The sequence below is a fragment of the Brevibacillus borstelensis genome (genome assembly GCF_003710865.1).
GTDB classification, from domain to species: domain Bacteria; phylum Bacillota; class Bacilli; order Brevibacillales; family Brevibacillaceae; genus Brevibacillus; species Brevibacillus borstelensis.
Genome location: NZ_RHHO01000002.1, coordinates 56,738 through 70,006, shown reverse-complemented (window position 1 = coordinate 70,006; position 13,269 = coordinate 56,738). Strand labels below are relative to the sequence as shown.

Below are 13,269 nucleotides of genomic sequence, written 5' to 3'. Positions count from 1 at the left end.
CCTCCTAATCGCGCTCAAACAGTACTGGTTTTAGTATTGGTATCTTTCTATCAACAAGGGTTGCAATTGTCGGCCTTCTAACGCAGCCTCACACGTTTCCAAAATAAGTTCCATACGAGCTACCAGCGAGGTAGGTTTTTTGTCAGGAGCATCCTGTCCGAAAGGCACAAAATAGACGTTTTTCGCCGCCAGAAGCTTTGCAATATTGGCTGCGTTCAAACCCAATCCGTCATTGGTCGAGATCGCTATTACAACTGGCCGCAAGTTTCGCATCGTAGCCTTGGCTGCCATAAGCACGGGGCTGTCCGTGATGGCATTTGCCAGGCGGCTGGTCGTGTTGCCCGTGCATGGAGCAATCACCATTACATCCAGCAGCTTGGATGGACCGAGCGGCTCCGCCTCCGGGATCGTTGTGATCAGCTTTTCCCCGGTTATGTCCACAAGCTGCTTTTGCCAGCTCTCGGATGTGCCGAAACGGGTGTCAGTGGTAAGGAGCGTATTCGTAACAATGGGAACGACACGGGCGCCCGCGTCCACAAGCCGCTTGATTTGCGGCATGGTTTCCTCAAACGTGCAGTGTGAGCCAGACAGTCCAAAACCGATCGTCTTTCCCTGAAGTTTACCCATGCTGATTCCCCCTGGTGATCGTTTGCTCCCCGATAAGACGCGACAAGGTTTGGGCTAAAATCTGTCCGGCTGTTTTGGGTGCGACGATACCGGGTAATCCGGGTGCAAGCAAAGCCTTGATTCCCCGTCTTTCGGCATAGCGAAAATCAGTCCCCCCCGGTTTGGAAGCGAGGTCAAGAATAAATGCCGTTTGCGGCATTTGGGCGATGATTTCCGCTGTCAGTACAAGCTTCGGGATCGTATTGAAAATAAAATCGGCATTGTTCACCTGCTGTTTCAATTCGCTCATATGAAAGGGCGTCAGCCCCATTTCAAAAATACGTGCTATGTGTTCCTGACGTCTTGCCCCTACACGAACTCTGGCTCCCAGCGAATGCAGCGCACGCGCCATGGACATGCCTGTCCGTCCCAAACCAAGCACGATGGACTGCGAACCGTGTATCGTGATGTCTGTATGCTGGATGGCCATCATCAAGGCTCCCTCTACGGTCGGGATCGAATTGTAAATGGCCACATCATCACGATCCAGAAGTTCCACCAGCTCAATTTGCTGGGCGGCAAGCAGTTGCTTCAAATATGTCTTTGCCATACCCGTGTAGACAATGCAGTGCTTTTGAAGACTCGCTACATGCTCATCCAATAGCTGCAGCGGCTTAGAGCAGAATATGCTTTCCACATAGCCGTTGTCATCCGACCCGACGATGGGAAGAATCAAGGCGTCAACGTCTTTCAACACATCGCATGTTAATGGTCTTTTGGTTGCCCCGGTGAAGATGCTTTCCAGGTTGTCAAAGCCAATCAGCGTGACACTGGCATCCAGTTGAATGCAACGCTTGATCACTTCCAACTGGCGTGCGTCGCCGCCGATAAAGGCAACGTGTTTGCCCGTTAGCATGCTGCGTTCCCCTTTCCACACATTTTACTGCATTAAACGATCGAAACGCAAAGGTTTTTCCGTGTGAAAAAGATAACGGAAAGCGTTACGTCTACCCCATCCTATTCGGCCGTATCCGGTTCGGTGACTAAAGCGCCTATTTTTCCAAAGCTTGTGACTGATTTTTATTTACCTGAATAATCACCATATCCGGCCCGATTTTGACGATGGCGTCCCAGGGAATGACCATGTCGTCGCGCTTCTTTCCGAAACCAAAAAAGCTTCCACCCGGTACGATAATCGCGTGGATGCTTCCTGTCTCGGTATTGATCTCCAGGTCAGAGTCGCCGATCACGCCCAATCGCTCCCCATTGTCCAACCCGATGATTTCCTTGCCGCTCATCTCGCTTAAACGCATGCACTCCATCCCCCTTATTTTGAACCGCCTCTCAAGCCAGTTCTATGAAGTGGCCGCTTCCTTTACGGACCCGCCATTCCGGGGCTCGTCAAGGTTATTCGTTTCTACTTTTATACGAAAAAAAATCCGGTCTATGCCGGATTTTTTCACAGGAGAATATCGCTTCTAACGTTGTCGGGGAAACCGTCCAATGGACTTACCATGGCCATGGCCAGCTTGGAGCGGAACAGCTGTCTAGCGACTGAAAGGACGGACTCATGCGAAACACGGTCGATCTTCGCGACAATCTCATCCAGACTGAGATGACGCCCGAGCAGCAATTCGTTTTTGCCGAGGCGGCTCATCCGGCTGTTTGTGCTTTCCAGGCTGAGCATCAAGCTGCCCTTCAACTGCTCCTTGCCCTTTTTCAGTTCTTTCTCGGTAATTCCATGTTCGGTAACATCGCGAAGCACATTGGCGACAATATCGAAAACCTGCCCAACCTGCTCCGGTGCGGTTCCCGTATAAATGGTGAATGTACCTGCCTCTTTGAAAGATGAATGATACGAGTACACCGAGTAAGCCAGGCCGCGTTCCTCACGAATTTCTTGAAACAGCCTGGAGCTCATGCTGCCGCCGAGCACGTTATTCAACAAGATCAGTGAATAGGTATCCTCATGGCCTACCTGAAAGCCTGGCAGGGAAATGCACAAATGTGCCTGTTCCGTTGCTTTATGGTGGGCAATCGAGCGTCCCTGGAACTCCGGCGTCCGTACCTCTTGCATCCTTGCATTTCGCTGCAGGGAAGAAAATCTGCGCTTGATATCCTCAATCAATGCTTCGTCAAAATTTCCGGCCACCGTCACGACGGTATTGGAAGGGAGGTAATGACCATCAATGTAATCGAGCAAATTCTCTCTTTTCAAAGAGCGCAGCACATCTTCCGTCCCGAGAATCGAATATCCTAGCGAATGGTCCCCGTAGCTTGCCCTTGCAATCAAATCGTGGACCAGGTCGTCTGGAGTATCCTCGTACATGCTGATTTCCTCGATGACCACATTTTTTTCCTTCTCCAGCTCTTCTGGATCAAATACGGAGTTAAAATACATATCCGTCAATACATCCAGGGCGATCGGCGCATGCTGATCGAGGATGCGCGCATAGTAACACGTGTACTCCTTGGAGGTGAAGGCGTTTACATTCCCTCCGATTTCATCAAACGTTTCCGCAATTTCCTTTGCTGAACGGTTCGTCGTTCCTTTGAAGAACATATGTTCAAGAAAATGCGAGATTCCGTTATCCCGTTCCGTCTCAAACTTGGAACCGGTTCCGACCCATACACCCAAAGCCACTGAACGTACGGATGGGATTTTCTCCGTAATGATGCGGAGCCCGTTCTCACATGTATATCGTTGTATCACATAAACCCTCCTCGGTTGCTATTCCATCCTTTGCTCGTTTGATTGCTTGCAAACAAGTTTTACTATAACAAAATTCGCCTATTCTCACAATAAAGGGGGTGTCATCGCAGCCGCTTACTGGAAATTACTTCTGAAACCGGCATCGGCATCAGGCCTTTTTTCTTGGCGTCCTGGATCATTTTATCCAATCCTGCAGCTGTAGGTGCCGTTGGGTGCATCAGAATCAGAACACCGTTGCCCAGCTTGGCCTCGATGCGACTGACCATCTCGCCCACTGGCGGCTTCCTCCAATCGACCGTATCTGCCGTCCACAAAATGGTCTTCATCTGAAACTCGTTGTGAGCAATGTTGACCACCGATTGATTAAAGGAACCGGAAGGAGGTGCAAACAAGACCGGTTTTATTCCCAGCGTCTTTTGAATCACTTCCTGGGTTTTTGAGATTTCCTGCCTCATCCGCTCCACGCCGATTTTTGCCATATCCGGATGAGAATAGGCGTGGTTACCGATCTCGTGGCCGCGCTCTGCAATTTTTTTGGCCAGCTCCGGGTACCGCTTCACCCAGGAGCCATCCAGGAAAAAAGTCGTTTTCACGCTGTGTTTGTCCAACGTATCCAAAATCGTATCCAAATATTCATTGCCCCAAGCAACATTGATCATAAAAGAAACAGCGGGTTTTTGCGGATTTCCGCGATAAATCGGATGGGCTCCCAGCTGTTCCAGCGAGATGGCGGGAGGGATTTCTTCGAAGACAAGCGCTCCGGGGCCTGCTGTCTGCGCGGTCTTCAGCTTTTCGAGGGAGGCTTCCACGTTCACAGCCAATCCGTTATATCCCGGAATGGCACGCCACACCCGGTCGACCTTCGCATTGATCGGCGCCTCCTCCCTCCCCTGCTTCCACTCGTCGATTTTCTTCCGAAGCTCATCCTCCTGCCCACCCGCAATCGGCTTGTCGGCCGTTATCGATTTGATTTTTACCGTTTCTATATAGCGATCGATCGGTCTGTAATTCAGGGTCAGTGCGAGCAATACGGCGCAGCCTACCGTAAACAGGATCCGAAATGTCACTGCTTTGTTCATCCACATGCCCCTCCCGGCTTTCACACGTACAAGTCCTTCTTTGTCCAATGTATGAGGAGAGCCGGGAAGATAGAAGGAAAAAGAAAAAGCTTCCGTACGCGAAGAGTCCTTCGAGTGACGAAGCCTTTGTCTGCGAAAAACGTCATGACGTTTTTCTGGGAAACGGTTAACCCGTTATTCTGCTTGTACTGGTGCGTTTTGCGCCGCTTGCTCTTTCAGAACAGCTTTGCGGGACAGGTTGATACGGCCTTGGTCGTCGATCTCGGTGACCTTTACCATCACTTTATCGCCAACGGATACGACATCTTCTGTCTTCGCTACGCGCTCTTCAGCCAGCTGGGAAATGTGGCAGAGCCCTTCTTTTCCAGCGAACAGCTCGATGAATGCACCGTATTTTTCCACGCGCTTCACAGTTCCCAGGTATGTTTGTCCGAGGGCTACCTCGCGCACGAGATCTTCGATGATCTGTTTTGCCCGCAGGTTTGCGTCGTGGTCCACCGATGCAATAAAGATGCGGCCATCCTGTTCAATATCGATTTTGACCCCGGTCTCATCGATGATCTTGTTGATGATACGGCCTTGAGGTCCGATGACATCGCGGATCTTGTCCGGATTGATTTGCATCGTGAGAATCTTAGGCGCATAGGGAGACAGCGTCTTGCGCGGCTCGGAAATCGTGCTGAGCATATGCTTGAGAATGGTCAAACGGCCTTCTCTTGCCTGTTCCAGCGCTTGCTCCAGAATTTCACGGTTGATGCCGGCGATCTTGATGTCCATCTGAATCGCAGTAACCCCTGTTTCGGTACCTGCGACTTTGAAATCCATATCGCCCAGATGGTCTTCCATCCCTTGGATGTCTGTCAGAATAGAGAAGGTTTTTCCGTCTTCGCCCATGATCAGACCCATGGCAATTCCGGCTACAGGTGCCTTGATCGGCACACCGGCATCCATTAAAGCAAGTACGCTGGCGCAAATCGAGGCCTGCGAGGTGGAACCGTTCGATTCAATTACTTCCGATACAAGTCGGATTGTATACGGGAACTCGGTTTCGGATGGGATGATCGGCTCAATTGCGCGTTCACCCAACGCACCGTGACCAATCTCGCGGCGGCCTGGAGGACGAAGCGGACGTGCTTCCCCTACGCTGTACGGCGGGAAATTGTAGTGATGCATAAAGCGTTTAGACTCTTCCAGCCCAAGGCCATCCAGGATTTGCACGTCGCCCAACGCGCCGAGGGTGCAGACACTGAGAGCCTGGGTTTGACCGCGCGTAAACAGTCCGGAACCGTGTGTACGCGGCAAGATGTTCGTCTCGCTGGACAGCGGACGAATTTCGTTCAGAGCTCGTCCATCGGGGCGAATTTTTTCTTCAGTGATCAAGCGGCGTACCTCTTCCTTGACGATGTTGTAGAGAACCTCGTCGATGGCCCGCTCTTGCTCCGCATAAGTCTCCGGATTTGCTTCGGCGAAATGCTGCTTGGTCTCCGCTTTTATCGCATCGATGGCGTCGTAACGAGCCTGTTTCTCTTCAATGCGAATCGCTTCTTTCAGACGCGCTTCAGCGTATTCCCGAACAGCCTGATTGACCTGCGGGTCTACCTCATGAAGCACCACAACCATTTTTTCCTTGCCGATCTCAGCTACGATCTTGTTCTGGAACTCTACCAGCTTCCGGATCATATCGTGACCGGTCATGATCGCTTCCAGCATGACTGATTCAGGAACCTGATCTGCTCCTGCTTCCACCATGTTGATCGCATCATACGTTCCTGCTACCACCAGGTGAATGTCGCTCTTCTCCATCTGTTCAACAGTAGGGTTAACGACGAGCTTACCATCTACACGCCCTACGATCACGCCGGCAATCGGCCCGTTGAAAGGAATCTCGGAAACGCAGAGGGCGGCAGACGTTCCGATCATGGCTGCGATCTCAGGAGAGCAGTCCTGATCCACCGACAGTACGGTGTTTACCACTTGGACGTCGTTGCGGAATCCTTCAGGGAACAGCGGACGGATCGGACGGTCGATCAGACGGCTGGCCAAAATAGCCTTCTCGCTCGGGCGTCCTTCCCGTTTAATAAACCCTCCGGGGATTTTTCCGACAGCGTATAGACGCTCCTCATAGTTGACAGTCAATGGAAAGAAGTCAAGCGGCTTCGGCTCTTTGGAAACCGTAACGGCAGAAAGAATAGCCGTATCGCCGTATCGAACCAAGACCGAACCTTGCGCCTGCTTTGCCATTTTGCCAAATTCCAGCGTCAGTTTGCGGCCTGCCAGTTCAAACTCGTATGTACGGAATTGTTGCTCCATGTTGCTAGCAGTCCTCCTTTACCTCATTGTGCACGATACACAATCATTTTCTACCTGTATGTATTATTTCCTGCCGCCATCAAAATTAAATGGGCAGCTTTGGCAGCGGTTTTAGATAATAGAAAAAGCGGGATGAACCCGCTTTTTTCTCCTGATACGAACTAGCGACGCAGACCAAGACGATTGATCAGTTCGCGATAACGTGTAACATCCAGCTCGCGCAGGTAGCCCAACAGGTTGCGGCGTTGACCTACCATTTTCAAAAGACCACGACGGCTGTGGTGATCTTTTTTGTGCGTACGCAAATGCTCGTTCAGATTGTTAATGTTTTCTGTCAGGATAGCGATCTGAACTTCCGGAGAACCGGTGTCATTTTCATGAGTGCGGAACTCTTGGATCAGCTGTGCTTTACGTTCTTGAGACAAAGCCATCTTGACTCACCTCCTACATTTTATCCCCGTCAGCCGAGTTTGCCGTCGGTGAGAATCGGACAACCAAGCTGCGGTTTTTCTGCAACGTTATGAATTATAGCATACAGGCCCGCTAAAAGCAAAGACGAATCATGCATTTCCCTCAGCGAATTTTTCCTTGGCGACCTGTACATCCTGCTGGATTTGCGCGATCAGGGCTTCAACCCCAGAGAATTTTTGTTCATCCCGAATGAAGAACAAAAATTCTACTTCTACTTTTTCCCCGTAGATTTCGCGTTTGAAGTCAAAAATGTGCACTTCCAACGATTTTTCTTTCTTCTCCAATTCAAATGTCGGCTTGATCCCGACATTCATGACACCTTGATATACTTGTCCGCCAACGGTAAACCGGACACCGTACACTCCGTTCTTGCCGATCAGATAAGGACTTGAGACGCGTACGTTCGCCGTCGGAAAACCGATGGTACGCCCGCGTTTATCCCCGTGTACCACTTCACCGCTGATTTTGTAAGGACGTCCCAGCAAGTGCCGGGTCTGTTCCACATCTCCATGGTGCAGGTATTCGCGAATGACCGTACTGCTAACTTTTTCGCCTAGGCGGTTGACCGGGCCAACGATGTCTACGCCGTATCTGCCTCTGGCAAGCTCCTGCAGAGTCTGGGCCGTTCCCATCCCCCGGTGACCGAATGTGTAGTCAAAGCCGACAACGACATGACGGCACCCCAATGGCAGCAAGCATTCTTCGATAAAGTCCTCGGGATAGACAGCCGCGAAGGAAATGTCAAAGCGAATGACGTACGCCAGGTCGACGCCCATCTTCTCGAGCTGCTCCAGCTTTTCCGGGAGGGGGGTAAGATACTGGCTGTACCCGGTTTGTCCCAGCACTTCCCGCGGATGCGGATCGAATGTCATCACAGCGCTTTTCCATCCATTTGCCTTGGCTGTGTCAATCGCTTTCTGGATTACCCGCCTGTGACCGATATGTACACCGTCAAAATACCCCAGAGCGACCGCGCAGGGGACAGGTAGCAAATCTTTTGGCAAAGGATAAGTCAAGGATATCGTTTTCACGGTTACACCTCAGGAGGAAAGACTTTTTCAGCCTTTGCAAAAAGGCCCTTGGGTCCAAGGCAGACGCGATGGATTCCCAGAAGCTGTTCTCCCGAAAAAAGACAGATCAGCGTACCTTCTTTAGCCGCAAGACCCGGGAGAGCGGTCGACAGTCCGTTCAGCACCGCTTTTTTTCGGTCGGGGGCGATTTCATACCGCGGTAGGAACGACAGCGCATGGGAGATCGGAATAACGTGCTTCGTTATATCCTCACCTGTCTGGACTGCTTCTTCCAGCCGCTCAAGCGGTATCGCTTCCTTTTCCAAAAACGGACCGCTTTTGACTCGCCGCAACTGCTTCATATGGGCAGGATACCCCAGAGCACGCCCAAGGTCAACACATAAAGTGCGGACATACGTTCCTTTTGAGCATGTGCAGGAAAAGGAAACGTCCACAAACTCGCCGTCCGTTTTTACCTGGTGAAAATCCAGCTCGTAAATGGTTACCTTCCTCGCGTTCCGTTCAATCACAATTCCTTCGCGTGCAAGGTCGTACAGACGTTTCCCGTTTACCTTTACAGCGGAGTACATCGGCGGGATCTGCTCGATTTCACCCAAAAACTGCCGGAACGCTTCCTCGATTTTCTGCTGTGTAACGTCATGCGGGTCGACCTGCTTGTGCTCGACTATTTCACCGCCAGCATCCTCGGTCGTTGTCGAGGAGCCGAGCCGCATGATGACGTCATAGCGTTTCGGCAGCTCCTGCAAATACTCCACCAGCCGCGTCGCATTACCGATACAAATCGGCAAGACACCGGTCACTTCCGGGTCCAGTGTACCCGTATGACCGACTTTCTTGGTTCCAAACATCCGGCGTACCCGTGCCACACAGTCATGGGAGGTCATGCCAGCCGGTTTATCGATCACCACGACACCGTGGACCTTACTCATTGTCCTTCACTCCCATGACTTCCCCCAGCAGGGCCAAGACTCGATCGCGAACCTCGTCCAATGATCCGTGAAGCGTACATCCCGCCGCTTTGGCGTGGCCTCCTCCACCGAGCTGCTTGGCTATCTCGGCTACATTGACGTAGCTGCGCGCCCGCAAGCTCACCTTGACCACATTCGGCTCCGCTTCCACGAAGGAAATGCCGACTTCGACACCCTCGATGTTGCGGCAGTAATTCACAAGGCCGCCTGCGTCTTCGCGGTCGGCATTCGCCTCGGCCAGATCCTGTCTGCTGACGCAAACAGAGGCAACCTGGTTCTGGAATGACAGTTTCAGACTGCCCAACGCTTGGCGCAAAATGTTCACATGCCCGAGTGTAATCACTTCGAGGCAACGCTCAGCGACCTCGCCCGGATTAACGCCATATTTGAGCAGACTGGCGGCACTCTCCATCACATGCGGCGTGGTGTTGGAATAGCGAAATCCCCCTGTATCGGTCAAGAGGCCGGTATAGAGGCATAGCGCCAAATCCGCTTGAAACGGCAAATGGCCGGCTACAGCCAGATCGTACAGGATTTCCGCAGTCGCAGCGGCATCGGTCCGGATCACATTGCATGTGCCGAATTCGTCGTTGGTCGGATGATGATCGATGTTTAACAGTTGCACATCCTGAGCAAAGAGATGCTCGACATTGCCCATGCGAGAGCGGTCCGCGCAATCGACAGCAATCACCGCCGAGAAAGACTCCTCCAGCGGTGACTGCGATACATTGCGAATCTGTTCAAATCCGGGCAAAAAGGAAAATCTGGCCGGTGTCTCGCCTTCGTTGATGACTACAAAGGTTTTGCCGAGATCACGCAGCATCTGGGCGACGGCCAACGCAGAGCCCGTGGCGTCCCCGTCCGGATTGACGTGGGAAAGAACCAGAAAACGGTCATGCTTCTTCATGAAGCTGACCGCTTCCTCCAAGGAACGGTTGTAATTACTCATCCTGTTTGTCCCCTTTTTCTCCATCCGTGGAGATTTCACGCAGGATGGTTTCAATTTTGCTGCCATAATCAATCGATTCATCCAATTTAAATACAAAATCCGGTATATGACGGAGCTTTACCCGTCTTCCGATCTCTGTGCGCAGGTAGCCCTTCGCTTTTTGCAACCCAGCCAGAGAGTCTCTCCGTTGTTCTTCGCTGCCAAAAATGCTGACGTATACTTTCGCAAGCTGCAGGTCGCTTGTCACCTCTACATCCGTAACGGTCACAAACCCGATGCGAGGGTCCTTCAAACCGCGCTGCAAAACGATGCTCAGCTCTTTTTTGATCTCTTCGCCAACCCGGCTCATCCGTGTCTTGTTCATATTTATCACCTCCGCTGGCTTCCTACTCGTAGTATTCCGTATCGGCTTGGATCAACTCCACACCGGGATGGTTTTCCACCAGCCGTATCATCGCTTGCATCTGATTTGCCAAAAAGGACATTTCATTGGCAACGGCAGCGATACCAATTTCGGCACGCTGCCACTGCTCCTGATAGGCCAGCTCTGCCGCGGAGACATGGAATCTGCTCCGCAGTTTTCCCAGAACGCTTTTGACAATGGCCCTTTTCTCTTTCAGATTTTGGCAGGCAGGCAGAAACAATTGAATCCGCGCACCCGCAATCATTATTGTTTTACTTCTTCCATGACGAAGGCTTCGATCACATCGCCAACCTTGATGTCATGGTAGCGCTCCAGCGTAAGTCCGCACTCGTAGCCTGCGGCAACTTCTTTGGCGTCATCCTTGAAGCGTTTCAGCGTATCCAGCTTTCCTTCGTAGATCACGACGCCTTCGCGGATCAGACGAGCACCGGCATCGCGGGTCAGCTTGCCCTCTGTAACATAGCAGCCTGCGATGTTGCCCACTTTGGACACTTTAAATACCTCGCGAATTTCTGCCTGGCCGATGATGGACTCTTTATAGACAGGGTCCAGCATGCCTTTCAGTGCTTGTTCAATTTCTTCAATCACGGTGTAAATAACCCGATGCAGTCGAATATCAATGCTCTCCTGCTCAGCCATGCTCCGCGCGTTTGGTTCCGGACGTACGTTGAAGCCGATCACAATCGCATTGGAGGCATTTGCCAGCGTAATATCGGATTCCGTAATCGCACCTACGCCTGTGTGAATGATTTTTACACGCGTTCCGTTGACATCGATTTTTTCCAGAGAGCCGCGAAGAGCCTCGACAGAACCTTGAACGTCAGCCTTGACGATCAGGTTGAGCTCCTTGATGTCGCCCTCTTGAATGTGCTGGAACAGATCGTCTAAAGATACGCGAGTGTTTGCGCGGCGCTCGGATTCACGCTGTTTGGAAGCACGGGCTTCCCCGATTGCACGCGCTTTTTTCTCATCTTCAAAGACCATGAACTGGTCCCCGGCTTGCGGCACGTCGTTCAGACCGGTAATTTCTACAGGCGTGCTCGGTCCAGCTTCCTTCATGCGGCGTCCTTTGTCATTTACCATGGCACGAACGCGTCCAAAGGCGGAACCGACGACAATCGGATCTCCGACTTTCAGGGTACCGTGTTGAACGAGGACAGTCGCTACAGGTCCGCGTCCCTTATCCAGCTCGGCTTCCACGACGGTACCGCGGGCCCGCTTGTTTGGATTGGCCTTCAGCTCTTGCACTTCGGAAACGAGCAGAATGTACTCGAGCAGCTCTTCGATACCTTGGCGCTGCTTAGCGGAAATTGGAGAAAAGATCGTATCTCCGCCCCATTCTTCTGCTACCAGCTCATACTCGGTCAGCTCTTGCTTGATTCGGTCGATATTGGCTTCCGGTTTGTCGACCTTGTTCACGGCGACGATAATCGGAACCTTTGCTGCCTTGGCATGACTGATCGCTTCAATGGTTTGCGGTTTTACGCCGTCGTCTGCAGCAACTACCAGAATGGTAATGTCCGTAATTTGCGCACCGCGCGCACGCATGGTCGTAAAGGCTGCATGGCCAGGCGTGTCGAGGAAGGTAATCTTCTTGCCTTTAATCTCGACCTGATATGCACCGATGTGCTGCGTGATGCCTCCTGCTTCGCCTGCCACTACGTTCGTGGAGCGGATGGCATCAAGCAGTGTCGTTTTTCCGTGGTCAACGTGACCCATGATCGTAACGACCGGCGGACGCTCCACCATATCTGCCGGATTGTCCACTTCTTCGATCGTTTCAAAGTTGGTTTCGTCGATGACGATTTTTTCTTCGACTTCCACATTGTATTCCGAACAGATCAATTCGATGGCATCGCGATCGAGATCCTGGTTAATCGTAGCCATGATGCCCAAATTAAACAACTTTTTGATGATTTCCGCCGGTTCCTTGCGAAGCTTCTTCGCCAGCTCTCCTACGGTCAAAGATTCAGTGAACGTAATTTTGCTAGGTGGCTCGAGAACAGGACGCTGTTGCTGCTGTTCGCGCTGGCCGCCATGCCTGCGGTTGTCCTGGCGTTTGTTTCCGCCTTTGAACGGCTGGCTCTTCTTGTTGTCTTCAAAGGTTTTCTTTGGTCCTGGGGCTTTTTTGATTTTTTCCCGTTTTTCCAAGCTTACCTTGTTCGGGATATTTACCTTTTCTTCAAAATCCTCGCCCGTGCGTACATCATCTTTTTCGTTCACCGTTGGCTCTTGCTGGTTGACTGGTTTGCGATCAAGCGGTTTCCCTGGTTGACTTCTCATATCGTTTGGTTTTCTCTCCTGATTCTTCCCCTGATTTTTTCCGTGCTGTGGACGTGATTGGTCTGGTCGTTGTCCACCTGGTCGGCTGCCAGTTTGATTTCCCGGACGGTCATTGCGGCGATGCTGCTGTTGCTGTTGATTCGACTGTCCGGTTCGTTGTGTTTGTCCTTTGGATTCATCCCGTTTCTTCTCTTCCGTCTTAGCGGGCTTTGCCTCCCGCTGTCCGGAAGAACGTTGCTGCTCTTGTTGTTTCCCGCTTCCCGAACGCAATTTGGCCAAATGCTCTTCAATCTTTTTGACCATCGGTTCGTCCATGATACTCATATGATTTGCAACTTCTATATTTAATCTCTTTAGCAAATTGAGGATTTCCTTGCTGCTCATGTTGTGCTGCTTCGCATATTCATACACGCGTGTCTTCATGAGATCACCCCT

Annotated in this window: 13 protein-coding genes; all 13 read right to left on the bottom strand. The window is 51.6% G+C overall.

The features are described from left to right. Positions 1-30 precede the first annotated feature (30 nt). Positions 31-627 carry a dipicolinate synthase subunit B gene (locus EDM54_RS01415; protein ID WP_003385828.1) on the bottom strand — a complete coding sequence of 199 codons (597 nt, stop codon included), beginning with the start codon at positions 625-627 and terminating at the stop codon, positions 31-33. After that, the gene (gene dpsA, locus EDM54_RS01410; RefSeq protein WP_024983827.1) at positions 620-1,522 is read right to left on the bottom strand and encodes a dipicolinate synthase subunit DpsA; all 903 of its coding nucleotides are present in this window, start codon (positions 1,520-1,522) and stop codon (positions 620-622) included. The genes EDM54_RS01415 and dpsA overlap by 8 nt, the downstream gene beginning before the upstream one ends. Before the next feature lie 136 nt (positions 1,523-1,658). Further along, complete coding sequence (locus EDM54_RS01405) at positions 1,659-1,919, bottom strand: YlmC/YmxH family sporulation protein (RefSeq protein WP_003385830.1); 261 nt, start codon at positions 1,917-1,919, stop codon at positions 1,659-1,661. Between the two features lie 146 nt (positions 1,920-2,065). Next, on the bottom strand, positions 2,066-3,319 hold the full coding sequence (locus EDM54_RS01400) for a M16 family metallopeptidase (protein WP_003385831.1): 1,254 nt from the start codon (positions 3,317-3,319) through the stop codon (positions 2,066-2,068). A gap of 101 nt (positions 3,320-3,420) precedes the next feature. Continuing rightward, positions 3,421-4,398 (bottom strand): polysaccharide deacetylase family protein, encoded by a 978-nt coding sequence (locus tag EDM54_RS01395; protein ID WP_122957628.1) that lies wholly within the window; start codon positions 4,396-4,398, stop codon positions 3,421-3,423. Positions 4,399-4,572: 174 nt separating this feature from the next. After that, positions 4,573-6,708, bottom strand: coding sequence for a polyribonucleotide nucleotidyltransferase (pnp, locus tag EDM54_RS01390; protein WP_003385833.1), 2,136 nt, complete (start codon positions 6,706-6,708; stop codon positions 4,573-4,575). Between the two features lie 161 nt (positions 6,709-6,869). Further along, a complete protein-coding gene (gene rpsO, locus EDM54_RS01385; protein WP_003385834.1) occupies positions 6,870-7,139 on the bottom strand; it encodes a 30S ribosomal protein S15 in 270 nt (89 codons plus the stop codon). Between the two features lie 129 nt (positions 7,140-7,268). Continuing rightward, positions 7,269-8,210 (bottom strand): bifunctional riboflavin kinase/FAD synthetase, encoded by a 942-nt coding sequence (locus EDM54_RS01380; RefSeq protein WP_003385836.1) that lies wholly within the window; start codon positions 8,208-8,210, stop codon positions 7,269-7,271. Between the two features lie 2 nt (positions 8,211-8,212). Next, on the bottom strand, positions 8,213-9,139 hold the full coding sequence (gene truB, locus EDM54_RS01375) for a tRNA pseudouridine(55) synthase TruB (RefSeq protein WP_003385838.1): 927 nt from the start codon (positions 9,137-9,139) through the stop codon (positions 8,213-8,215). Continuing rightward, positions 9,132-10,127, bottom strand: a complete 996-nt coding sequence (locus EDM54_RS01370) for a DHH family phosphoesterase (protein ID WP_031932903.1) — start codon at positions 10,125-10,127, stop codon at positions 9,132-9,134. Before EDM54_RS01370 ends, truB begins: the two co-directional genes overlap by 8 nt. Beyond that, the gene (gene rbfA / locus EDM54_RS01365; protein WP_003385841.1) at positions 10,120-10,491 is read right to left on the bottom strand and encodes a 30S ribosome-binding factor RbfA; all 372 of its coding nucleotides are present in this window, start codon (positions 10,489-10,491) and stop codon (positions 10,120-10,122) included. The genes EDM54_RS01370 and rbfA overlap by 8 nt, the downstream gene beginning before the upstream one ends. A gap of 22 nt (positions 10,492-10,513) precedes the next feature. Continuing rightward, complete coding sequence (locus tag EDM54_RS01360; RefSeq protein ID WP_003385842.1) at positions 10,514-10,795, bottom strand: DUF503 domain-containing protein; 282 nt, start codon at positions 10,793-10,795, stop codon at positions 10,514-10,516. After that, positions 10,795-13,257, bottom strand: coding sequence for a translation initiation factor IF-2 (gene infB / locus EDM54_RS01355; protein WP_003385843.1), 2,463 nt, complete (start codon positions 13,255-13,257; stop codon positions 10,795-10,797). Before infB ends, EDM54_RS01360 begins: the two co-directional genes overlap by 1 nt. Between the last annotated feature and the right edge of the window lie 12 nt (positions 13,258-13,269).

Bases quoted from the DNA above. Each gene is read 5' to 3' on its own strand.
- EDM54_RS01370 (WP_031932903.1), bottom strand. From the start codon at position 10,127: ATGAGTAATTACAACCGTTCCTTGGAGGAAGCGGTCAGCTTCATGAAG.
- EDM54_RS01395 (WP_122957628.1), bottom strand. From the start codon at position 4,398: ATGAACAAAGCAGTGACATTTCGGATCCTGTTTACGGTAGGCTGCGCC.
- EDM54_RS01405 (WP_003385830.1), bottom strand. From the start codon at position 1,919: ATGCGTTTAAGCGAGATGAGCGGCAAGGAAATCATCGGGTTGGACAAT.
- rbfA (WP_003385841.1), bottom strand. From the start codon at position 10,491: ATGAACAAGACACGGATGAGCCGGGTTGGCGAAGAGATCAAAAAAGAG.
- pnp (WP_003385833.1), bottom strand. From the start codon at position 6,708: ATGGAGCAACAATTCCGTACATACGAGTTTGAACTGGCAGGCCGCAAA.
- rpsO (WP_003385834.1), bottom strand. From the start codon at position 7,139: ATGGCTTTGTCTCAAGAACGTAAAGCACAGCTGATCCAAGAGTTCCGC.
- EDM54_RS01360 (WP_003385842.1), bottom strand. From the start codon at position 10,795: ATGATTGCGGGTGCGCGGATTCAATTGTTTCTGCCTGCCTGCCAAAAT.
- dpsA (WP_024983827.1), bottom strand. From the start codon at position 1,522: ATGCTAACGGGCAAACACGTTGCCTTTATCGGCGGCGACGCACGCCAG.
- EDM54_RS01415 (WP_003385828.1), bottom strand. From the start codon at position 627: ATGGGTAAACTTCAGGGAAAGACGATCGGTTTTGGACTGTCTGGCTCA.
- truB (WP_003385838.1), bottom strand. From the start codon at position 9,139: ATGAGTAAGGTCCACGGTGTCGTGGTGATCGATAAACCGGCTGGCATG.
- infB (WP_003385843.1), bottom strand. From the start codon at position 13,257: ATGAAGACACGCGTGTATGAATATGCGAAGCAGCACAACATGAGCAGC.